At 65.5% G+C, this 22,017-nt stretch carries 24 protein-coding genes; 12 read left to right on the forward strand and 12 right to left on the reverse strand.

Annotation, left to right across the window (positions count from 1 at the left end):
* The first annotated feature begins 48 nt into the window (after positions 1 to 48).
* The 12 genes from flgB (at position 49) to flgL (ending at position 12,874) form a co-directional block, all read left to right on the forward strand.
* On the forward strand, positions 49 to 546 hold the full coding sequence (flgB, locus tag F3J19_RS24485; RefSeq protein WP_167047336.1) for a flagellar basal body rod protein FlgB: 498 nt from the start codon (positions 49 to 51) through the stop codon (positions 544 to 546).
* A 253-nt stretch (positions 547 to 799) separates the two neighbouring features.
* Positions 800 to 1,225 carry a flagellar basal body rod protein FlgC gene (flgC, locus tag F3J19_RS24490; RefSeq protein WP_085483139.1) on the forward strand — a complete coding sequence of 142 codons (426 nt, stop codon included), beginning with the start codon at positions 800 to 802 and terminating at the stop codon, positions 1,223 to 1,225.
* Positions 1,226 to 1,235: 10 nt separating this feature from the next.
* On the forward strand, positions 1,236 to 1,946 hold the full coding sequence (locus F3J19_RS24495; protein WP_167047339.1) for a flagellar hook assembly protein FlgD: 711 nt from the start codon (positions 1,236 to 1,238) through the stop codon (positions 1,944 to 1,946).
* Positions 1,947 to 1,989: 43 nt separating this feature from the next.
* Positions 1,990 to 3,501, forward strand: coding sequence for a flagellar hook protein FlgE (locus tag F3J19_RS24500; protein WP_167047342.1), 1,512 nt, complete (start codon positions 1,990 to 1,992; stop codon positions 3,499 to 3,501).
* Between the two features lie 17 nt (positions 3,502 to 3,518).
* Positions 3,519 to 4,277 carry a flagellar basal-body rod protein FlgF gene (gene flgF, locus F3J19_RS24505; RefSeq protein WP_167047345.1) on the forward strand — a complete coding sequence of 253 codons (759 nt, stop codon included), beginning with the start codon at positions 3,519 to 3,521 and terminating at the stop codon, positions 4,275 to 4,277.
* 53 nt (positions 4,278 to 4,330) lie between these two features.
* The gene (flgG, locus tag F3J19_RS24510) at positions 4,331 to 5,119 is read left to right on the forward strand and encodes a flagellar basal-body rod protein FlgG (RefSeq protein ID WP_167047348.1); all 789 of its coding nucleotides are present in this window, start codon (positions 4,331 to 4,333) and stop codon (positions 5,117 to 5,119) included.
* Between the two features lie 29 nt (positions 5,120 to 5,148).
* A complete protein-coding gene (gene flgH, locus F3J19_RS24515) occupies positions 5,149 to 5,847 on the forward strand; it encodes a flagellar basal body L-ring protein FlgH (protein ID WP_167047351.1) in 699 nt (232 codons plus the stop codon).
* An 80-nt stretch (positions 5,848 to 5,927) separates the two neighbouring features.
* Positions 5,928 to 7,106 (forward strand): flagellar basal body P-ring protein FlgI, encoded by a 1,179-nt coding sequence (locus F3J19_RS24520; RefSeq protein ID WP_167047625.1) that lies wholly within the window; start codon positions 5,928 to 5,930, stop codon positions 7,104 to 7,106.
* Positions 7,107 to 7,118: 12 nt separating this feature from the next.
* Positions 7,119 to 8,132 carry a flagellar assembly peptidoglycan hydrolase FlgJ gene (gene flgJ, locus F3J19_RS24525; RefSeq protein WP_167047354.1) on the forward strand — a complete coding sequence of 338 codons (1,014 nt, stop codon included), beginning with the start codon at positions 7,119 to 7,121 and terminating at the stop codon, positions 8,130 to 8,132.
* Positions 8,133 to 8,596: 464 nt separating this feature from the next.
* Positions 8,597 to 9,370 carry a flagellar brake protein gene (locus F3J19_RS24530; RefSeq protein WP_205193236.1) on the forward strand — a complete coding sequence of 258 codons (774 nt, stop codon included), beginning with the start codon at positions 8,597 to 8,599 and terminating at the stop codon, positions 9,368 to 9,370.
* A gap of 271 nt (positions 9,371 to 9,641) precedes the next feature.
* A complete protein-coding gene (gene flgK, locus F3J19_RS24535) occupies positions 9,642 to 11,636 on the forward strand; it encodes a flagellar hook-associated protein FlgK (RefSeq protein ID WP_167047357.1) in 1,995 nt (664 codons plus the stop codon).
* Between the two features lie 11 nt (positions 11,637 to 11,647).
* Entirely contained in the window at positions 11,648 to 12,874 is a 1,227-nt protein-coding gene (flgL, locus tag F3J19_RS24540) for a flagellar hook-associated protein FlgL (RefSeq protein ID WP_167047360.1), read from the forward strand.
* Positions 12,875 to 12,995: 121 nt separating this feature from the next.
* On the opposite strand, the gene fliR is transcribed toward flgL, so the two are convergent.
* The 12 genes from fliR to fliE form a co-directional block, all read right to left on the reverse strand.
* Positions 12,996 to 13,778 carry a flagellar biosynthetic protein FliR gene (fliR, locus tag F3J19_RS24545; protein WP_167047363.1) on the reverse strand — a complete coding sequence of 261 codons (783 nt, stop codon included), beginning with the start codon at positions 13,776 to 13,778 and terminating at the stop codon, positions 12,996 to 12,998.
* A 10-nt stretch (positions 13,779 to 13,788) separates the two neighbouring features.
* Positions 13,789 to 14,058, reverse strand: a complete 270-nt coding sequence (gene fliQ / locus F3J19_RS24550) for a flagellar biosynthesis protein FliQ (protein WP_167047366.1) — start codon at positions 14,056 to 14,058, stop codon at positions 13,789 to 13,791.
* Between the two features lie 70 nt (positions 14,059 to 14,128).
* Positions 14,129 to 14,884, reverse strand: a complete 756-nt coding sequence (fliP, locus tag F3J19_RS24555; RefSeq protein ID WP_167047369.1) for a flagellar type III secretion system pore protein FliP — start codon at positions 14,882 to 14,884, stop codon at positions 14,129 to 14,131.
* A gap of 149 nt (positions 14,885 to 15,033) precedes the next feature.
* Positions 15,034 to 15,597, reverse strand: coding sequence for a flagellar biosynthetic protein FliO (gene fliO, locus F3J19_RS24560; RefSeq protein WP_167047372.1), 564 nt, complete (start codon positions 15,595 to 15,597; stop codon positions 15,034 to 15,036).
* A complete protein-coding gene (gene fliN / locus F3J19_RS24565; protein ID WP_167047374.1) occupies positions 15,594 to 16,058 on the reverse strand; it encodes a flagellar motor switch protein FliN in 465 nt (154 codons plus the stop codon). Before fliN ends, fliO begins: the two co-directional genes overlap by 4 nt.
* Positions 16,051 to 17,049, reverse strand: a complete 999-nt coding sequence (gene fliM / locus F3J19_RS24570) for a flagellar motor switch protein FliM (protein ID WP_167047377.1) — start codon at positions 17,047 to 17,049, stop codon at positions 16,051 to 16,053. Before fliM ends, fliN begins: the two co-directional genes overlap by 8 nt.
* Positions 17,050 to 17,112: 63 nt before the next feature.
* The gene (gene fliL, locus F3J19_RS24575) at positions 17,113 to 17,613 is read right to left on the reverse strand and encodes a flagellar basal body-associated protein FliL (protein ID WP_167047380.1); all 501 of its coding nucleotides are present in this window, start codon (positions 17,611 to 17,613) and stop codon (positions 17,113 to 17,115) included.
* Between the two features lie 868 nt (positions 17,614 to 18,481).
* Entirely contained in the window at positions 18,482 to 18,832 is a 351-nt protein-coding gene (locus F3J19_RS24580; protein ID WP_167047382.1) for an EscU/YscU/HrcU family type III secretion system export apparatus switch protein, read from the reverse strand.
* On the reverse strand, positions 18,832 to 20,373 hold the full coding sequence (locus F3J19_RS24585; RefSeq protein WP_167047385.1) for a flagellar hook-length control protein FliK: 1,542 nt from the start codon (positions 20,371 to 20,373) through the stop codon (positions 18,832 to 18,834). The genes F3J19_RS24580 and F3J19_RS24585 overlap by 1 nt, the downstream gene beginning before the upstream one ends.
* Positions 20,374 to 20,526: 153 nt before the next feature.
* Positions 20,527 to 20,853 carry a flagellar protein FliT gene (locus F3J19_RS24590; protein WP_167047388.1) on the reverse strand — a complete coding sequence of 109 codons (327 nt, stop codon included), beginning with the start codon at positions 20,851 to 20,853 and terminating at the stop codon, positions 20,527 to 20,529.
* A complete protein-coding gene (fliS, locus tag F3J19_RS24595) occupies positions 20,850 to 21,284 on the reverse strand; it encodes a flagellar export chaperone FliS (protein ID WP_167047391.1) in 435 nt (144 codons plus the stop codon). The genes F3J19_RS24590 and fliS overlap by 4 nt, the downstream gene beginning before the upstream one ends.
* A gap of 269 nt (positions 21,285 to 21,553) precedes the next feature.
* A complete protein-coding gene (fliE, locus tag F3J19_RS24600; RefSeq protein WP_167047394.1) occupies positions 21,554 to 21,889 on the reverse strand; it encodes a flagellar hook-basal body complex protein FliE in 336 nt (111 codons plus the stop codon).
* Between the last annotated feature and the right edge of the window lie 128 nt (positions 21,890 to 22,017).

Consider the following 22,017-nt stretch of genomic DNA (forward strand, 5'->3'; position numbering starts at 1 on the left):
CATGTTCAGCGCACGGCAAGACCTTGGGAACGTTCTCGGGAGATTTCCATGCTGGACAAACTCGATGCCGAATTCGCCTTCGGCCGGCAGGCGATGGATGTGCGCGCCTACCGGCAGGAACTGCTGTCGTCGAACATCGCCAATGCCGACACGCCCGGCTACAAGGCGCGCGACGTCGACTTCGCCTCGTCGCTTGCCGGTGCGCTGAAGAAGACGGGCGGCAGCAGCGCGGGCCAAGGCGCGTCGAACAGCTCGACGCTCGCGATGACGCAACCGGCCGGCGTGACGAGCGGCATGTCGATGTCGGCGACCGAACCCGGCCACATGAGCGGCAAGACGACGCTCACGGCGACGGGCGGCAGCCCCGACGACTACGGCAACCTGCAATACCGGATTCCGGTGCAGCCTTCGCTCGACGGCAACACGGTCGACATCGACACCGAGCGCGTGCAGTTCGCCGACAACACGCTGCATTTCGAATCGGGCATGACGGTGGTGTCGAACCAGGTGAAGACGATGCTCGCGGCGATCACGTCGGGCAGCTAACCGGGAGCACACGAATACACGATTCGCGCGTATGGCGGCAAAGCGGCAAAGCGCGCGGATCGCAGAGGCTGCCAGGCGCAGCAAAGTACGGCAAACGCAGCAAAGCGCACGCAACAGATAACAGATGCAACAGATGCGCGAAACACGCTCAAGACAGGCGCGCGATCCGCGCGAACGGGCGTGGCGGTACCGAACGAAACGCTACGGGACTTAACGTGAAGCCGGCCAGAACCGGCAGGAGAGGTCAGGAAACATGCCATCCCTGATGAATATTTTTGGTGTTGCAGGCTCCGCGATGTCGGCGCAGTCGCAGCGGCTCAACGTGACGGCGTCGAACCTCGCCAACGCGGACAGTACCACCGGCCCGGACGGCCAGCCGTACAAGGCCAAGCAGGTCGTGTTCGCGGTGAACCCGCTCGGTGGCGCGCGCTCGGGCTCCGGCCAGCAGGTCGGCGGCGTGCAGGTGACGGGCGTGATCGACGACCCTTCGCCGATGAAGACCGCCTACGAACCCGGCAATCCGGCCGCCGACGCCGACGGCTACGTGACCTTGCCGAACGTCGACCCGGTGCAGGAAATGGTCAACATGATCTCGGCTTCGCGTTCGTATCAGGCCAACGTCGAAACGCTGAACACCGCCAAAACCCTGATGCTGAAAACGCTCACGATCGGAACCTGAGGAGAGAGCCTTGACCACCAACACCACGATCGGCAGCAACGGCACGACCGTTTCGCAGACGCTGCTCGACACGATGAACGGCGCGAACGCGACCGGTTCGACGGGCAGCACGTCGGGCACCTCGGCCACCGATCTGCAGAACACGTTTCTGCAACTGCTCGTCGCGCAGCTGAAGAACCAGGACCCGACCAATCCGATGGACAGCTCGCAGATGACCTCGCAGCTCGCGCAGATCAGCACGGTGCAGGGCATCAGCCAGCTCAACACCTCGCTGTCCTCGCTGTCGACGCAGCTTTCGGCGGGCCAGCAATCGCAGTCCGCGCTGCTGATCGGCTCGACCGTGCTCGCGCCGGGCAATTCGATCTCGGTGTCGAGCGGCAAGGCCACGCCGTTCGGCGTCACGCTCGCCAACGACGTGAGCGACCTGCAGGTGGTCGTGAAGAACTCGGCCGGCACGATCGTCAACACGATCGATCTCGGCAAGCAGTCGGCCGGCACGGTGCCGGTCGGCTGGACGCCGACCGACGCGGCGGGCAATACGCTCGCCGACGGCACCTACACGATCACCGCGACCGGCTCGATCAACGGCCAGCAGGCCACGGCCACCACGCTGACCGGCGCGACCGTGGACGGCGTCGTGACGCAGAGCAGCGGTACGGCGGGCCTCGTGCTGTCGAATGGTTCGACGGTCGGGCTGACGGACATCGCCGCGATCCTCTGATTCAGATCAATTCAGTTACGACTTTCCAGATACGGAGCACGTCATGGGTTATCAACAAGGTTTGAGCGGGTTGTCCGCGTCGTCGAGCGATCTCGACGTGATCGGCAACAACATCGCCAACGCCAACACGGTCGGCTTCAAGAGCGGCACCGCCGAATTCGCCGACATGTACGCCAATTCGATCGCGACGGCCGTGAACCAGCAGGTCGGTATCGGCACGCAGCTTTCCGAAGTGCAGCAGCAGTTCTCGCAAGGCACGATCACCACGACCAACCAGGCGTTGAACGTGGCGATCAACGGCAACGGTTTCTTCCAGATGTCGAGCAACGGCACGCTGACCTATTCGCGCAACGGCGTGTTCCAGCTCGACAAGAACGGCTACATCACGAACGCGCAGGGGCTCCAGCTGATGGGCTACGGCGCCAACAGCTCGGGCATCATCAACACCGCGCAGACCGTGCCGCTGAAGGTGCCGACCGCGAACATCGCGCCGCAGGCGACCACCTCGATCACCGCGGGCCTGAACCTCAACGCGCAGGACGACCTGATGCTCGGCGCGCCGACCGTGACGGCCGGCGCGGGCAACACCGGCACGCTCAACACGACCGGCGCGACGATCACGAACGGCGCCGCGGGCACCAACACCGACAACTACACGATCAACTTCACGAGCCCGACGACCTACACGATCACGGACCACACGCTCGGCACGACCTCGGCTTCGCAGGACTTCACCGCCGGCACCGCGATCACGCTCGGCAACGGCGAGAGCATCACGTTCAGCGGCGCGCCGGAGAGCGGCGACAGCTACACCGTCGCGCCGAATCCGACCGCGTTCAACCAGAACAGCGCGTCGACCTACAACTACTCGACCAGCACGACCGCCTACGACACGCTCGGCGGCTCGCAGACGGTCAACATGTATTTCGCGAAGACGTCTGCCGGCACGTGGAACGTGTACGCGGGCACCTCGACCGGCGCGGCGACGCTCGTCGGCACGGCGAACTTCAACTCGTCGGGCACGCTCGTCAGCACGGCCAACCCCGACGGCACGCCGACCACGACGCTCGGCGCGTTCAACGTGTCGATCCCGACCTCGGACGGTTCGTCGACGCCGCAAAACATCACGCTGAACCTCGGCACGACCACGCAGTACGGCGGCAAGGACGGCGTGAACAGCCTCTCGACCGACGGCTACGCGGCAGGCCAGCTGACCAGCTTCACGGTCGGCACCGACGGCACGCTGACCGGCAACTACTCGAACGGACAGACCGCCGCGCTCGGCCAGATCGTGCTTGCGAACTTCTCGAACCAGAACGGCCTCGTCGATCTCGGCAACAACGAGTACGGACAGACCGCGGCTTCGGGCGTCGCGCAGATTTCCGCGCCGGGCTCGACCAATCACGGCGTGCTGCAAGGCGGCGCGGTCGAAAACTCGAACGTCGATCTGACGAGCGAGCTGGTGAACCTGATTACCGCGCAGCGCAACTATCAGGCGAACGCGCAGACGATCAAGACCCAGCAGACCGTCGACCAGACCCTGATCAACCTGTAAGCCAACGGGACCCCATCATGGATCGGCTGATCTACACCGCGATGTCGGGCAGCACGCAGGCGCTCGAACAGCAGGCGATCGTCGCGAACAACCTCGCGAACGCCTCGACCACGGGTTTTCGCGCGCAGCTCGAAACCTTCCGCGCCGTGCCGATGTCGTTCGGCGACGGCAGCTCGATCAACGACGACACGACCCGCACGTTCGTGCTGTCGTCGACGCCGGGCGCCGACTACACGCCGGGGCCGATCCAGCAGACCGGCAATCCGCTCGACGTGGCGATCCAGGGGCCGGGCTGGCTGTCGGTGCAAACCGCCGACGGCAACGAGGCCTACACGCGCGCGGGCAACCTGCACATCGACGAAAACGGCCAGCTCGTGAACGCGACCAATCAGGTCGTGCTCGGCAACGGCGGGCCGGTGTCGGTGCCGCCGGGCGCGGAGATCACGATCGGCAAGGACGGCACGGTGTCGGCGCTGACGCCCGGCGATCCGCCGACCGCGGTCGTGACCGTCGATCAGCTGAAGCTCGTGAACCCCGATCCGCAGACGCTCACGCGCGGCGACGACGGCCTCTTTCGCACCGCCGACGGCAATCCCGCCGACGCCGATCCGACCGTCACGCTCGCACCGGCCTCGCTCGAGGGCAGCAACGTGAATCCGGTCAGCGCGATGGTCTCGATGATCACCAACGCGCGCCAGTTCCAGATGCAGACGCAGCTGCTGGAAAACGCCGACAAGAACGATCAGTCCGCCAACCAGCTGCTCAGCTTCAGCTGACGGATTGCCATGGGGCGCGCGACGAGGCGCGCTCCAACATTGGAGAACCCTAAGTGAACCGCTCACTTTATATCGCCGCGACCGGCATGAATGCGCAACAGGCGCAGATGGACGTGATCTCGAACAACCTCGCGAACGTCAGCACCAACGGCTTCAAGGGCTCGCGCGCGGTCTTCGAGGATCTGCTGTACCAGACCATCCGCCAGCCCGGCGCCAACTCGACGCAGCAGACCGAACTGCCGTCCGGCATCCAGCTCGGCACCGGCGTGCAGCAGGTCGCGACCGAGCGCCTGTACACGCAGGGCAACCTGCAGCAGACCGGCAACTCGAAGGACATCGCCATCAACGGCGCGGGCTTCTTCCAGGTGCAGATGCCCGACGGCACGACCGCCTACACGCGCGACGGTTCGTTCCAGACCAACGCGCAGGGCCAGCTCGTCACGTCGAGCGGCTATCAGGTGATTCCGGCGATCACGATCCCGACCAACGCGACTTCGCTCACGATCGGCAGCGACGGCGTCGTGTCGATCACGGTGGCCGGTTCGAGCAACAGCCAGCAGCTCGGCTCGATGCAGATCGCGACCTTCATCAACCCGGCCGGCCTCGACGCGAAGGGCGAGAACCTGTTCGCGGAGACCGCCTCGTCGGGTGCGCCGAACGTCTCGCAGCCGGGCCTGAACGGCGCGGGCTCGCTCAACCAGGGCTACGTCGAAGCGTCGAACGTGAACGTCGTGCAGGAACTGGTCAACATGATCCAGACCCAGCGCGCGTACGAAATCAACAGCAAGGCCGTGACAACCTCCGACCAGATGCTGCAAACCCTCAGCCAGATGCAGGTTTGAGGGGCAGGGATTCAAGCAAGGTGATCACGATGTCGGATTTCACTCGCACCCCGGTGCATTCGCGCACGGCCCTGGCGCTCGTGCAGCTCACGCTGCTCGCGGCGCTGGGCGGCTGCGGGCTCGTGCCCAAGGAGCCGATCACACAGCAGCCGATGACCGCGATGCCGCCGGTTCCGCCGCAGGCGCAGGCGCCGGGCTCGATCTACAACCCGGGTTTCGCGGGCCGTCCGCTGTTCGAAGACCAGCGGCCGCGCAACGTGGGCGACATCATCACGATCGTGATCGCCGAAAACATCAACGCGACCAAGTCGTCGGGCGCGAACGCGAACCGCAACGGCAACACGAATTTCGCCGTGCCGACCGCAGGCTTTCTCGGCGGCCTCTTTGGCAAGACCAACCTGAGCGCGAACGGCGCGAACGTGTTCTCGGGCACCGGCGGCGCGAACGCGTCGAATACGTTCAACGGCACGATTACCGTCACCGTGACGGGCGTGCAGGCGAACGGCAACCTGATCGTGAGCGGCCAGAAGCAGATGCTCATCAACCAGGGCAACGAGTTCGTGCGCTTCTCCGGCGTCGTGAATCCGAACACGATTTCGAGCCTCAACGCGGTGTATTCGACCCAGGTCGCCGACGCGAAAATCGAGTACTCGGCGAAGGGCTATATCGACGAAGCGGAGAACATGGGCTGGCTGCAGCGCTTCTTCCTCAACGTGGCGCCGTGGTAATCATGCGTACCGTTCCGAACCTTCGCGCCTCGTTCTCCCTGCGCCGCTTCGTGCGTCTTTTCCTCGTGCGTCTTCCACACCTGCCGCGCCTCGTGAGCTCCACGCGCTACGGCCGCGCGCTCGCCGCGCTGGCGTCGTCGCTCGCGCTCGCCTGCGCGGTGCTGCCGCTCGCGACGCCCGCGCATGCCGAGCGTCTGAAAGACCTCGCGCAAATTCAGGGCGTGCGCGACAACCCGCTGATCGGCTACGGCCTCGTGGTCGGTCTCGACGGCACCGGCGACCAGACCACGCAGACGCCGTTCACGACGCAGACGCTCGCCAACATGCTGGCGAACCTCGGCATCTCGATCAACAACCAGGCGGCGGGCTCGACCAACTCGCAGTCGTCGCTGTCGAACATCCAGTTGAAGAACGTCGCTGCGGTGATGGTGACCGCGGTGCTGCCGCCGTTCGCGCGGCCCGGCGAGGCGATCGACGTGACGGTGTCTTCGCTCGGCAACGCGAAGAGCCTGCGCGGCGGCACGCTGCTGCTCACGCCGCTGAAGGGCGCCGACGGCCAGGTGTACGCGCTCGGCCAGGGCAACGTCGCGGTCGGCGGCGCGGGCGCGAGCGCGAACGGCAGCAAGGTGCAGGTCAACCAGCTCGCGGCGGGCCGCATCGCGGCCGGCGCGATCGTCGAGCGCGCGGTGCCGACCGCGGTGTCGCAGGCCGGCACGATGCAGCTCGATATGAACGACATGGACTACGACACGACGCAGCGCGTCGTCGCCGCGATCGACAACGCGTTCGGTAGCGGCACCGCGACCGCGCTCGACGGCCGCACGATCCAGTTGCGCGCGCCGGGCGATCCGCAACAGCAGGTCTCGTTCATGGCGCAGTTGCAGAACCTCGACGTGCACCCGGCCCAGGCGGCCGCGAAGGTGATCCTCAATGCGCGCACCGGCTCGATCGTGATGAACCAGATGGTCACGCTGCAGAGTTGCGCGGTCGCGCACGGCAATCTGTCGGTGGTCATCAACACGCAGCCGGTCGTGAGCCAGCCCGGCGCGTTCTCGAACGGCCGCACCGTGGTCGCGCAGCAGTCGCAGATCCAGATGAAGCAGGACAACGGCTCGCTGAAGCTCGTGAACGCCGGCGCGAACCTCGCCGAAGTCGTGAAGGCGCTCAACGCGCTCGGCGCGACGCCCGCGGATCTGATGTCGATCCTGCAGGCCATGAAGGCGGCGGGTGCGTTGCGCGCCGATCTGGAAATCATCTAGGGAAGACAGCAGATGAATTCGAATCCGACCAATAGCGTCAACTCCGCGAACGACCTCAGCAGCCGCTTCGCGCTCGACGTACAGGGCTTCGGCGCACTGAGCGCGCAGGCCAAGGCCTCGCCGCAAGCCGGCATGAAGATGGCCGCGCAGCAGTTCGACGCGGTCTTCACGCAGATGATGCTCAAAAGCATGCGCGATGCGACGCCGCAGGACGGCCCGTTCGATTCGCACGATTCGGCGACCTTCACGTCGATGATGGATCAGCAGTTGGCGCAGCAGTTGTCGAAGAAGGGCATCGGCGTCGCCGACGCGATGCTCAAGCAGTTGATGCGCAACCAGGGCATGCAGGTGGGCGGCTCGGGTGGCGTGGGCGGCGCCGGCGCCGCTAGCGGTCTCGCCGGCATGGCGAACGCGCTCGGCGGCGGCAGCGGCGGCGACGAAGGTCAAACCGCCGCGCTCAACGCGCTCGCGCGCGCCTACGGCAATGCGCAGGCGAACGGCCAGCTCGCGCTCGGCCACGGCTACTCGGGCAATAGTTCGTTGACGCCGCCGTTGCGCGGCGACGGCAGCTCGCCGAAAGTCGATGCGTTCGTCGACAAGCTCGCCGCGCCGGCGCAGGCCGCGAGCGCGGCGACCGGCATTCCGGCGCGCTTCATCGTCGGGCAGGCGGCGCTCGAAACGGGTTGGGGCAAGAGCGAGATCAGGAAAGCCGATGGCTCGACGAGCCACAACGTGTTCGGCATCAAGGCGACGCCGGACTGGACCGGCAAGACCGTCTCGACGGTGACGACAGAATACGTGAACGGCAAGCCGCAGCGCAGCGTCGAAAAATTCCGCGCGTACGACTCGTACGAGGAAGCGATGACCGACTACGCGAGCCTGCTGAAGAACAACCCGCGCTATGCGCAGGTGATCAATTCGTCGCATGACGTGAACGGTTTCGCGAACGGCATGCAGCGCGCCGGTTATGCAACCGACCCGCATTACGCGAAAAAGCTGTTGTCGATCATGCAGAAAATGGGCTGATTAAAGAATGCACGCGACGGGGCCAGGTGCATATAAGACGGAAGAAGGCCGGCTGCCGGAAGGCGGCTGGCCGATCCGCGAGAATAAGCTGTGAGGCGGTACGCGGTACATGAGCGTTGAAGCGGTTCAGGCAGTAGGCGGGCAAGGTGAAAGAGCATGCGTAACGCGCTCGCACGTAAAGGCATATGCATAAAGGCGCGGCAATCGAAGCGGCGCTAAACAGCCGGCGTGAAAAAGCATGGGGAAAGGGGCGGATCGAGTTTTAACGTTTGCGGCGAATTTGCAGCAAATTTTTAATAAAAGTGCCCTAAATTTTGGCTGGGTGCTGCCGCTAACGAGTTAGACCCGATACCGGAAAATCGCTGTCATTCCGGTCGAACGCGCGGGCCGCGGCGGCGCTAAAGACCTTCGGGTCGAAAGAACCGTTGGCGCGTGCCCGCCAGAACATGCATACCGGCAAGCTCATGGATATGAACCAGTCGAATAGCCAGATCGACACACACGGCCAGCCGCACGACCCGCAAGACGAAAGCGTTCCCGATTTCGGTCGCCGCAATCCGCTCGAGATCGGCGTGCAGTTGCGCAATCTCGTCAATCGCGGCGATTTCCTCACCGTCGAATACGCGGGCGGGCAGCTCGTCACTCGCCTGCTCGACGTCGACGTGCGCGAGCGCACCTTCACTTTCGATTGGGGCGCGCTCTCCGAACAGAACAAGGGGCTGCTCGCCGCGCCGCGCTGCAAGTTCCACGCCGCGCCGGACGGCGTGCGTGTCGAGTTCGTGACCGCGACGCCGCGCGAGACGCGCTTCGAGGGACTGCCCGCGTTCGAGGCCGATTTTCCCGAGGTGCTGTTCTACGTGCAGCGCCGCGAATACTTCCGCGTCAACGCGCCGATTCTCGACCCCTACGTGTGTAGCGGACGCTTTCCCGGCGGCGACACGTTCCGCTTCGAGGTGCACGACCTGTCGCTCGGCGGCCTCGGCATGCGCACGACCGACGAGCGCGTCGCCGAATTGCCGATGGGCACGCGCCTGATGGACTGCGAACTCGCGCTCGGCGCGCTCGGCCGTCTATCGCTCGATCTGCAGCTCGTGTCGCATCGCTCGATTGCGCTGCCGAACGGCACGCAGCGCTACCAGCTCGGCTTCCGTTTTCTGACGCTGCCCGGCAGCGCGGAAAACACGCTGCAGCGGCTTATCACGCAGCTCGAAATGAAGCGCCGCTCGCTGGTGCGCTAGCCCGGCACGACGTACCGGACGTACCGGACGAAACGCGCCAAACGAGACGCGCCAAACGAAGCGAGCGCAAACGACGCGAGCCGAACGCAACGCGCACCGTGCACACCGCACGGCGCGCGTTTCTCCGGCTCGGCGCGCAAACGTTGCAACGACGCGAAAGAAAGCGTCGTACGAAGCGGAACGGCCCTCAATTTTTCGCGCGACGGGCCGTTAAAGAGGATGTTCCAGCAACGTGGCGGCAGGTCTGCGGTGCCGCCCTTCAGGATGACGCATGTCCAGCAATCTCTTCAATATCGGCCTCAGCGGACTCAATGCCGCCCAGTGGGGTTTGACGACGACCGGCGAGAACATCAGCAACTCGTCGACGCCCGGCTACTCGCTCGAAACGCCGGTCTATTCGGAAGTCGGCGGCAGCTACACGGGCTCCGGCTATCTGCCGATGGGCGTCTCTACCGACACCGTGCAGCGCCAGTACAGCCAGTATCTGGCGACGGAGCTGAACAACGCGCAGTCGTCGAGTAGCGCGCTCAGCGCGTACAACACGATGATCTCGCAGCTGAACAACCTGGTCGGCAGCCCGACCGCAGGGATCGCGAGCGCCATCACCGGATATTTCACCGGCCTGCAGAACATTGCCAACGACGCGTCGAGCATTTCCACGCGGCAAACCGCGGTTAGCGACGCGCAGACGCTCGCGAACCAGATCAACGCGGCGGGCGCGCAATACGACCAGTTGCGCGCGAGCGTCAACACGCAACTGAGCAACGTCGTCACGCAGATCAACACCTACACCGCGCAGATCGCCGCGCTCAACACGCAGATCACCCAGGCGAGCAGCCAGGGCCAGCCGCCGAACCAGTTGCTCGATCAGCGCGACGAAGCGGTATCGAACCTGTCGCAACTGATCGGCGTGTCGGTCGTGCAGGACAGCAACGGCAGCTACAGCGTGTTGATGTCGAACGGTCAGCCACTCGTGTCGGCCGGCAACAGTTTCAACCTCGGCACGGCGACTTCGGCGAGCGACCCGAGCGAGCTGTCGGTCCAGTACCTCGGCCAGGCCGGCGCGAAACCGGTGCCGACGCCGCAGACGCTTCCCGACGCCAAGGTGTCGGGCGGCACGCTCGGCGGCCTGCTGCAATTCCGCTCCCAGACGCTCGATCCGGCCGAAGCGCAGCTCGGCGCGATCGCGACCAGTTTCGCCGCGCAGGTGAACGCGCAGAACGAACTCGGCATCACGCTGAACGGCACCGCGGGCGGCGCGCTGTTCACGGTCGGCGCGCCGACCGTCTACGCGAATGCGCAGAACACCGGCAATGCGACGCTCGGCGTGTCGTTCGCCGATGCGACCCAGCCGACCACGAGCGACTACACGCTCTCGTACGACGGCAGCACCTATACGCTGACCGACAACGAAACCGGCAGTATCGTCGGTTCGGCAGCGGACCTCACGAAGCCGATCGGCGGCCTGCAATTCTCGGCCACCGGCACGATGAAGGCCGGCGACTCGTTCTCGATCGAGCCGACGCGCGGCGCGCTCAATGGCTTCGCGCTCGCCACCACGTCGCCCCAGGCGATCGCGGCGGCGGCGCCGGTACTCGCCTCGGCCGCCTCGTCGAACACCGGCAGCGCGACGATCACGCAGGGCTCGGTGACGGCCGGCTACAGCGCGCCGATCAGCAAGACGACGCTTACGTATACCGCGGGCACGGGCCTCACCGGCTTCCCGCTGAACTCGACGGTGACGGTTGCCGGCCCGCCCTCGACGTCGTACGCGATCACCTCGGCGACGACCGCGGTGCCGTACTCGCCGGGCACGGGCGCGACGCTCACGATCACGAACCCGAGCAATTCGACCGCCGCGGGCAGCATGAACAACGTGACGGTGACGATCAGCGGCACGCCCTCGGACGGCGACTCGTTCACGATCGGGCCCAATACCGGCGCGAGCAACGACGGCCGCAACGCGCAACTGCTGTCGAACCTGACCACTGCGCAATCGCTCGCGGGCGGCACCTCGACGCTGACCGACGCGTACGCGAACTACGTCAACGGCATCGGCAACCAGGCTTCGCAGATCCAGACCTCGGCGACCGCGCAAAGCTCGCTCGTCACGCAGATCACGTCGGCGCAGCAGTCGGTATCGGGCGTCAACATCAATGAGGAAGCAGCGAACCTGCTTCAGTACCAGCAGCTCTATCAGGCCAACAGCAAGGTTATCCAGACCGCGCAGACGCTGTTCCAGACATTGCTTGGCATCTTCTCGTAAGGCGTCGAACCATGCGTATTTCCAGCGCGCAGTACTTCAGCATGAACGTGGAGACAATGAGCAACCAGCAGGCTCAGTTGTCGCAGATCTATCAGGAAATCTCGAGCGGTTCGAGCCTGACCTCGCCCGCCGACAATCCGCTCGGCGCGGCCCAGGCCGTGCAGCTCAGCTCGACGGCGACCGCGCTGTCGCAATACACGACGAACCAGAACGCGGCGCTTTCGTCGCTGCAGGCCGAGGACTCGACGCTCGGCGGCGTGCTCAGCACGCTGAACAGCATCAACACGCTCGGCATCAGGGCGAGCAACGGCTCGCTGAACGACGCCGACCGCACCGCCATCGCGACGCAACTGACGAGCCTGCGCAACCAGTTGCTGACCTACGCCAATGCGACCGACAGCTCGGGCAATTCGCTGTTCTCGGGGTTTCAGAGCGCCACCCAGGCGTTCACGACCGATGCGAGCGGCGCGGTCGTTTATGCGGGCGACGACGGCACGCGCACCATGCAGGTCACCGGCAACACCCAGGTGGCAACCGGCGACAACGGGATGGCCGTGTTCATGGGCGTCGGCTCGACCAATGCGGAGCCGATCGCGGCCGGCAATCCGGCCAACACCGGCACGGGCGTGGCCAGCGCGGTGACGGTGAACGATCCGACCAACGCGGGGAATGCGGACGCGTACCAGATTGCGTTCAGCGGCAGCGGCGCGACGCTGGCCTACACGATCACCGACACCACCACGGGTGCGGTCGGCACGCCGCAAACCTACACCGAGGGCGCCGACATCGCGATGGGCGGTCAGACGGTGGCGATCACGGGCACGCCGGCCGCCGGCGACAGCTTCACGGTCCAGCCGGCCAACCAGGCGGGCACCGACGTATTCGCCAACCTGAACGCGATGATCGCCGCGCTCCAGCAGCCGGTGACGGGCAGCACGGCGGCCACGGCGAATCTGCAGAATGCGCTGAACACGGGCCTGTCCCAGCTTGCCAACACGATCGGCAACGTGACGGCGGTGCAGGCGTCGGTCGGCGGCCGCGAGCAGGAAGTGCAGGCGCTGCAAGCGGTCACGCAGACCAACACGCTGCAGACGCAAAGCAGCCTGTCGGATCTGACCTCGACCGACATGGTCTCGACAATCAGCAAGTACACGCTGACGCAAGCCGCGTTGCAGGCATCGCAGCAGGCGTTCGTGCAGATCCAGAACATGTCGCTGTTCCAGTACATCAACAACTGATTCGCTACGCGATAGCGGGATGCGGCAGAGACAGGAAAACCGGCGCAAGCCGGTTTTTTTTATCCGGCGCGTCCTGCGCATCCATCACGTCCAGCGCGCTTGCGGCATCGAAGCCGCGTCTTTACTTCAGTCCCGCCGCGACCCGTCCCATTTCGTCGATGCCGCTGTCGAACAGCCGCACGAAGAACGGGATCATGTTCGGCAGCATCAACTGCACGAGCAGCAGGCCGACCAGCATCGTGAGCGGAAAGCCGATCTGGAACACGCCGATCTGCGGCGCCGCGCGATTGAGAATGCCGAGCGCGAGGTTGGCGATCAGCAGCGCGACGACGACCGGCAGCGCGAGCAGCAGCCCCGCCGAGAAGATCGAGCCGCCCCAGTTCGCGAGCGTCTGCCAGCCGTGCGGCGCGAGCAGGTTGGCCGACACCGGCACTGACTGGAACGTCGTCACGAGCGCGGCGATCACCTGCAGATGACCGTCGACGGCGAGAAACACGAGCGTGGCGATCGTCGTCATGTAGCGCGAGATCACGACGCCGGAGCCGGTCGCCTGCTGGTCGAAGAAGGTCGCGAAGCCGAGGCCCATGCCGAGGCCGATGAAGTAGCCGGTCGCGTCGATCGCCTGGAACACGATCTGCATCGTTACGCCGAGCGCGATGCCGATCAGGAACTGGTTGACGAGAATCCACACGCCGGCTGCGGAGAACACCGTGACCTGCGGCAGCGCGCCGACGGTCGGCGCGACGATGATCGTCGTGAACGCGGCGAGGCCGATCTTCACGCGCGTCGGCATGGATACGTTGCTGAAGACCGGCGCGGTCGCGACGAGCGCGGCGATGCGCGCGAACGGCCACAGGAACGCGGTCAACCAGACGTTCAGTTGGGCGTAGGTGACCGTGAACATGGCGGCACGCTCAGTTGACGAGCGTCGGAATGCTGCTGAGCGTGTGGCGCAGATAGTCGAGCATCGTCGTGAGCATCCACGGTCCGGCGATCACGAGCGTGACCACGATCGCGAGCAGCTTCGGAATGAACGACAGCGTGCTCTCGTTGATCTGCGTGGCCGCCTGGAACAGGCTCACGAGCAGGCCGACGACGAGCGCGACGAGCAACAGCGGCGCCGCGAGCACGAGGCCGACGTACATGGCCCCGTGGGCCAATGTCATGACTGCTTCGGGTGTCATCGTGAGTGCCTGGGGATCGGTGGAGCGAACGGGAAAGCGAACCAAACGGCGAACGGAAGCACGGCCGGCATCAGACGAAACTCTGTGCGAGCGAGCCGAGCAGCAGTTGCCAGCCGTCGACGAGCACGAACAGCATCAGCTTGAACGGCAGCGAGATCGTCGCGGGCGAGACCATCATCATGCCCATCGACATCAGCACGCTCGCCACCACCATGTCGATGATGAGGAACGGAATGAAGATCGTGAAGCCGATCGTGAAACCGGTCTTCAGCTCGCTCGTGACGAACGCGGGCACGAGCAGCGACAGCGGCACGTCTTCGGGGCCCTGCATCGGCGCCGCGTGCGAGATGCGCGCGAAGAGGGCGAGATCGCTCTCGCGGGTCTGCCGCAGCATGAAGGTCTTGAACGGCGCAACGCCGCGCGAGACTGCCTGATCCATCGTGATCGTGCCTTCGGAGAACGGCTTGTAGCCTTCGTTATAGGCCTTGTCGAGCACCGGCGACATCACGAACAGCGTCAGGAACAGCGCGAGCCCGACGAGCACCTGGTTCGGCGGCGTGGTCGTCGTGCCGAGCGCCTGGCGCAGCAGCGACAGCACGATCACGATGCGCGTGAAGCTCGTCATCATCAGCAGCATGGCGGGCAGGAACGACAGCATCGTGAGCAGCAGCATCGTCTGCACGCTCAGCGAGTAGGTCGTGCCGCCGTTCGGGCCGGGGCTCGTCGTGAAGGCCGGCAGGCCGGCGGTTTGCGCGAACGACAGCGTCGGCAGCGCGAATAGCAGCGCCGCGAGTGCGAGCGGCAGCAACGGCCACCACGACCTCATGCGGCGCGGCGACGCGGCACGCGATGCAGCGGCGGACGCGTCATGGCGCGTTGCGCGTGCTTCATGCGCCTTATGCGCGGCCTGCGCCTTATACGCCTCATGCGCTGGACGTGAAGCCTGAAAACCCGCTTGCCTGAAACTGACCTGCATTACCGATCCCCGCCGCCTTGCGCGTTGAAACGTTTGCCCACTTCGCCTTTCAGGGCGTCGCGAAAGCGTTGACCAAAGGTGCCGGGAAGATTGCCGGCATGCTGCGCGTGCGAGGCGGCCAGGGCATCGGCAACCGAACCGGCCGGCATCGTATGCAGCAGACGCACGTTGCCGGGCGCGGCGCCAAGCACGAGCCACGTATCGCCGATCTCGACGACCGCGACGCGCTCCTTGCCGCCGAGCGACGCACCGCCGACGGTTTTCACGAGCCCGCCGCGCTGGCCCGTTTGCAGGCCGAAGCGCCGCGCGAGCCACGCGCAGCCGAACACGAGCGCGATCACGACCGCGAGTCCGACGAAGGTTTGCAGCAGCGCACCGACGCCGAGCGCGGGCACCGCGCTGCCGGCGCCGACGCTGGAGGCGATCTTCGCGGCGTTGTTGACCGCGTTGAGGTCGGCGGCGCGCGCGAGCGTCGCGCCCGACGCGGCGGCCACCGCCAGCGCGGCTCGCGGCAGCAGGTCGCGCGACGCGGGGAGCATGCCGCGAACGGCGGCGCGTTTCATCGATTGAGCTTCCGGATGCGTTCGGACGGCGTGATGATGTCGGTCAGACGGATGCCGAACTTGTCGTTCACGACCACCACTTCGCCCTGCGCGATCAGGCAGCCGTTGACGAGCACGTCCATCGGCTCGCCGGCGAGGCCGTCGAGTTCCACGACCGAGCCCTGCGCGAGTTGCAGCAGATTGCGGATCGCGATCTTGGTGCGGCCGAGCTCGACCGTCATCTGGACCGGAATGTCCAGGATCATGTCGATGTCGTTGTGCGTCGAGGTGGGCTCGACCTTCGACAGCGGCTGGAACACGCCGGCCGCCGCCGGGTTCACTTCGGCGTTGCCGTTCTGCTCGGCGAGCGCGCTCGCCCAGTCGGCCATCGCGTCGTCGTCTTCGGCGCTCAGTTCGCCGGCGGCCACTTGCGGGGCGCTCGCGGCCAGTTCGGCCTCGGGTTTTGCGTTCAGGTCACTCATATCCACTTTCCTTCATCGTGTCGGCTGCGCTGATCATCTTCTGGACCCGCAACGCGTACTGACCATTGAAAATTCCGTAGCCGCATTCCATCACCGGCACGCCGTCGACTTTCGCCGTGATGTGCTCGGGGATGTTGATCGGCAGAACATCGCCCTTGCGCATGTTCAGGATCTGCTCGAACGTGACCGGCACCTGCGCGAGGTCGGCGGTCAGTTGCACTTCGGCCGCCTGCACCTGCTTCGACAGCACGCGCACCCAGCGGCGATCGACGTCCATCGCCTCGCCCTGGATCGGCGAGGAGAGGATGTCGCGGATCGGCTCGATCATCGAGTACGGCATGCAGATGTGCAGCGTGCCGCCCGTCGAGCCGAACTCGATCGAGAACTGCGTGACGATGACGATTTCGTTCGGCGTCGCGACGTTGGCGAACTGCGTGTGCATTTCCGAGCGCACGTATTCGAACTGCAGCGGGCGCACGCTTTTCCACGACGCCGTGTAATGCTCGAACGTCAGATTGAGCAGCTTCATGATGATGCGCTGCTCGGTCTGCGTGAAATCACGCCCTTCGACGCGCGTATGGAACCGGCCGTCGCCGCCGAACAGGTTGTCGACCACGAAGAACACGAGGTTCGGGTCGAACACGAACAGCGAGGTGCCGCGCAGCGGCTTCACGTGAACGAGGTTCAGGTTGGTCGGGATCGGCAGATTGCGCGTGAATTCGCTGTATTTCTGCACCTTCACGGGGCCGACGGAGATTTCCGCCGAGCGCCGCATGAAGTTGAAAATGCCGACGCGCAACAGACGCGCGAAACGGTCGTTGATGATTTCGAGGCCCGGCATGCGGCCACGGACGATCCGCTCCTGCGTCGCGATGTTGTACGGGCGTACGCCCGTGCGCTCGCTCTGCTCGGTTTCCGTGTCGACTTCGCCGGTGACGCCCTTCAGGAGAGCATCGACCTCTTCCTGGGACATGAACTCTTCGTGGCCCATTGCTTATTCCTCGTGCGTCCCTTGGCGGTTGATGATGGCAGCGCTAGACAACGTCACGGTACGTCACTGCACGACGAATTCGGTGAACAGCACGTCCTGCACGCGGACCGGCGCGGCGCCCTTGTCGGTCGGCTCGGTGATCAGCGTCTTGAGTTCCTCGGCGAGCGCGCGCTTGCCTTCGAGCGGCGCGAGGTCGTCGGGGTGCTTGTTGGACAGCGCGAGCAGGATGCGGCTGCGCACTTCGGGCATGTGCTCGGTGAGCGCCTGCTGGGTGGCGGCGTCGCCGAGCTTGAGCGTGAGGCCGATGCGCAGGAAATGCTGCTGGCCGTCGTCCGATTGCAGGTTGACGGTCATCGATTCGAGCGGAAAGAAGATCGGCACGGCGGGCGGCGCGGGCGCGGCTTCGGCCGATGCGGCGACGGGCGCGCGCTTTGCCATGAAGAACCACACGCCGGCGCCGGCAGCGCCCGCGGAGATGAGCGCAATGAGGACGATCAGGATGATGCGCTTCATGGGACCCGGCGAGACGGGCGCGGCTTGTTGCGGGGCGGTCGTGGTAGCCATGTGGTTTGCTTTGCTGCCTGGATGAAGGGTTAGGGTGATTGTTGTTGATTTGCCTGCGGGGTGATGGGTCGAAAAGAAGGGCTATTTGTGGTTATCTCAAGTATTTGGTGTTGCCCTGTGCAGGGCTGGGCTTTTTTGGCGTTGTTCTCTGCGGTGTTGGGCTTTCCTTGTTTTCTTGGTGGGCTATTGGTGTTGCCCCTCTGTGCGGGGTGGCGCTTCTTTGTCGTTGTTCTCTGCGGTGTTGGCCTTTCCTTGATTTCTTGGTGGTCTATTAGCGTTGCCCCTGTGCGGGGCGGCACCTACTTTCTTTGCGGCTGCAAAGAAAGTAGGCAAAGAAAGCAGCTTCACACCGCCAATTCTGAAGCGGGTCCCCTGGCCTGGAGGGGATCGTGGTGCATCTGGAATCCGTCTCCTCGCACACTCCGCGTCAGTGACAAGGCCGTCATTCTTCCGGCGGCGCTACGCGCGCCGAAGCCCGGCTCAAAAACCATCCGTCTTTTTCGGCGTGTCGCCGAGGCGCGGCCGATGGCTCCCACTACGCGAACGAAACCCACGGGTTCCCCTGGCAGACCCGTCCGCGACGCACGCAGTGCGGAGTGGGAGCGGATGACGGCTTTGTCACTTGCATTGAATGTGCGAGGGCACCGATTCCAGATGCACCACTACCCCCTCCAAGCCAGGGGACCCGCTTAAGAATTAGCGGTGTGAAGCTGCTTTCTTTGCCTACTTTCTTTGCAGCCGCAAAGAAAGTAGGTGCCGCCCCGCACAGGGGCAACACTAATAGACCGACAAGAAAACAAGGAAAGGCCAACACCAGAAGAACAAAGACAAAAAAGCCCAACCCTGCAAAGGGCCAAAACCACCACTATTAAGCGCCGCCAGGCAAATCAACCGCTACAACATCAACCACATCCTGCGCGCCAGCGCCCACCTCATGCGGCCTTTCATCTTCAGCCCCGCTCTCCAACCGATGCAACCACGCCAGCAATTCCGCGGTCGCCTGATAAAGCTGCGGCGGAATCCTCGCATCGAGATCCACCTGCATCAGCAATGAAATCATCTCCGGCGCTTCGTGAACATAAAGCCCCGCTTCCTTGGCCCGCTGCACGATCATCTCCGCGAGCAGCCCATACCCCTTCGCGACCACCCGCGGCGCAGCCTCGCCACTCTGAGCGTCGTAGACAAGCGCAGCCGCGCTGCGGCGATTGGTCCGGCTCATCAGATATCCCAGTCGAAGTCGTCGCGCGCCCCCGGCGTGCCGCGTGCAGCGGCCGAGCCATAGCCCGCAGGGTTAGCCGCGACACCACCCGGCGTCGCCGTGGCCGGCATCGTGGATGAAGCCGTTCCCGCTGTCGCCGAACGCGCATACGCCGAAGCCGCCGCCTGCGCGCCAGCAGTGCCCGTCGCGCTCGCCGCTCCAGGTGTTCCCGGTACACCGCCGCCGATCTCGCGAATCGTCAAACCCTGCAACTCGATGCCGGCCGCCGCGAGCCGCTCGCGAAAGCTCTCGCCCTGAATCGCGAGCCGCGCCGCGCCGTGCGGGCTCGCCTGCACGCGCGCGGTAAGCCGCATGCCGGTCAGCGTCAATTCGGCATCGACGGTGCCGAGCGTCGGCAGCGACAGCGTCAGACGCGTGCGCCACGGCTGGTCGTCCTCGCTCGCGAGGCCGCCGCCGCTGCGGTCCCATTCGTCGCCGTCCTGCTCGATGGTCCAGTCGAGCCGCGCGCCCGGCCATGCCTCGCCGGTCCAGCGGAATTGCCCGGTCGCGAGCAGGTCGAGCTGCTGCCGCACGAGCGGCTCCGTCGCCGGATGCACGGCCGCCGCCGTCGATTGCGCATTCTGCGACGCAGCCGCATCGCCGATTTGCGGCGCCGCGCTGTGCAGCCCCGCATGCGCAGGCTGGCCCGTCAGATCGGACAACGAACTCGCCAGCACCTCGCCCGCAGCGAAACGCGCGGCTTGCGCGGTCAGGATCGAGGGCATCGCGTGCGTGGGGGCGTCGGCAGAGGGATTGGGTGAGCCGGCCGGTGAGCCAGCTTGCGGGCCCGGTTGTGAGCCTTGTTGTGAGCCCGACTGCACACCGCTCGTTGCGGTGCCCGGCATGCCACGTTGCATGCCGCTCGCCATCGCCTCGGACGCGAAACCCGTCGCGCCCGCGTCGCCGTCCTCGTCGGCCCAGCCGGGCGGCAATTGCGCGGCCGCCACGAGCCGGTTCTGCGCTTCGTCGGCGAGGTTCTCCGGCGAGCGCTGGCCGACGAGCCATCCCGCGAGATGCGCTTCGTAGAACAGGCCGCTGTCGCTGACGGTGCGTTCGAGCGCGGCCGCAAGCGCCGCCACCGGCACCTGCGTCGCCGCGATGCTGGCGGTGGCCACGGTTCCGTTCGCACTGGCGGCAGCATTGGAGTTTGCCGTGGCGGCATCGGCAGAACCCGCGCTACTTGCCGCATCGGCACCCGGCAATCCTTCCACCGCGATATCGAGCGCCGGCGCGGCCGGCCAGATCGGCGCCTGGCCGAGCACGGCCGGCGTCGCCTCGCCGCCCGAATTCGCGATCGCATTGAGCGTCAGCGCGACCGCCGACAGCGCGGTTTGCGCGGACGGCTGCGGCGCGGGCGTCACGTTGGGCGTGGCGGCAATGGGCGCGCCGGCGACGCCTGCCGCGCCGGTCTGCGAGGTGGTCGCGGCGCCCGGCGCGATGTTGAGCAAACTGTCGATCCGGCTCGAAAGCACCGAAGCGACGGCCGTGTCGATTCCGTTCATGCCGGTTCCCTGGTCGCATGGGCGCGAGCGCGCTCCATGCTCTGATCGTTCAGTCGTACGCCGCGCGGCGCACCATGGCACGGGGGCAGGCGCGCATGCGGCGCATCGGCGCGCACGGCGTCCGCGAGGCCCGCCGCCCGCATGGGCTTGCCTTCAGCGCGCCCCGTACAGTTCCTTGAGCACGCGCGTCGGCCGGCCCGCGAACAGCGCCGACAGCGTCGCCATGCGCGGATTCGCGAGATCGCGGATCGCCGCGTCGTCGGCGAGAATCTGGCGGATCAGCATGTATTTGCGCTGACGCTCGGTCTCGTCGAGTTTCACGCCGTCGTCGGCTTCCTTCAGGGCTTCGACCAGATGCCGGTATTCCTCCTGCAGCTCGACCAGATCGCTCCACAGGGCGTGGCGAGCCGCCATCAGCATGCGGCAGGACAGCGCGGCGATAGCCTCGTATCGGGAAAAATATTCTGCGTTCGATGTCATCTCATGCTTTCCGCGGCGGGCTGCGTAGCCATGCGCGCAACCTCCGGGCCAATCCCGATCCATGCCTCTTCGAGCGTGGCGAGCAAACCGTCGATCTCCACCAGCATCGCCTCGCTCGAATGAATATTGGCTTCGAGCAGCCGGCGCGTCATATAGCTGTACAGCGCATTCAGCCGCCCCGCGATCTCGCCGCCCACATCGAGGTTCAGCGACTGCTGCAACCCGCTTTCGACGATCCGGATCGCCTTGCTGACCGCCATGCCGCGCTCGGCGACATTGCCCTGCTGCAGATGCATGCGGGCTTGCGCGATGGCCTGCCTTGCGCCCTGGTACAGCAACACGATGAGACGATGCGGACTGGCGCCCATCACGGCCGTCTCGACACCGACGCGTGCATACGCGCTGGCTCCAGCGTGTCCCGGGGAAAACATCGGCGCTCCTCCTCTGATACGGATACTGACTGCGATTGGGTCATGGCTCGGCCCTGCGGCGCGTTGTCGCGCCCGAACCGGCCTGTACCCTGGTTATCGGATACGCGGCGGCAAAGCTTTAGAGCAATGTAAGCAAGGGGGATCGAGGGGCGTCAAAGGAATCGGCCGGCTTGCGCGCCGGCCAGGCTGGCTTGCCGGTTTTCGTGCGGGGGGATGCAGAACCCAGGCGAAACCCAGGCGCAACTCGCACGAAACCCGCGCAAAACCGTTCAGATCGACATCTGCGCGATGTCGTTGTAGGCGGCCACGAGCTTGTTGCGCACCTGCAGGCCGAACTGGAAGCCGATGTTGGCCTTCTGCATGTCGACCATCACGTCGTTCAGCGAGACGTTCGGCGAGCCGAGCTCGAACGCCTGCGATTCGCCGATCGCGCTCTGCTGGTCGCTGCTGATCTTGTCGAGCGAGGCCTTCAGCGCGGAGGCGAAACTCGTGGGCGTCGCCGCGCCGGACTCGTTCGCCGCCGGGCTCGCGTCGCCGGCCGCCTGCGCCGCCATCGCCTGCATCTGTTGCAGCGCCGACGAAAGCGCGTTCACGGGCATGGTCATGTTTTCTCCGTTGGATGTGCGATCGGACTGCCGGAAGGTGTACCGATCTGGACGAAAGCATAGCAGCGCCCCCTTCGGGAAAGCCCCGAAACTAGGGGGGAAACCCGGCTCTATTCAAGCAATCGGGT

This window comes from Burkholderia sp. Ax-1724 (assembly GCF_011752995.1).
In the GTDB taxonomy this organism is placed as follows: domain Bacteria; phylum Pseudomonadota; class Gammaproteobacteria; order Burkholderiales; family Burkholderiaceae; genus Paraburkholderia.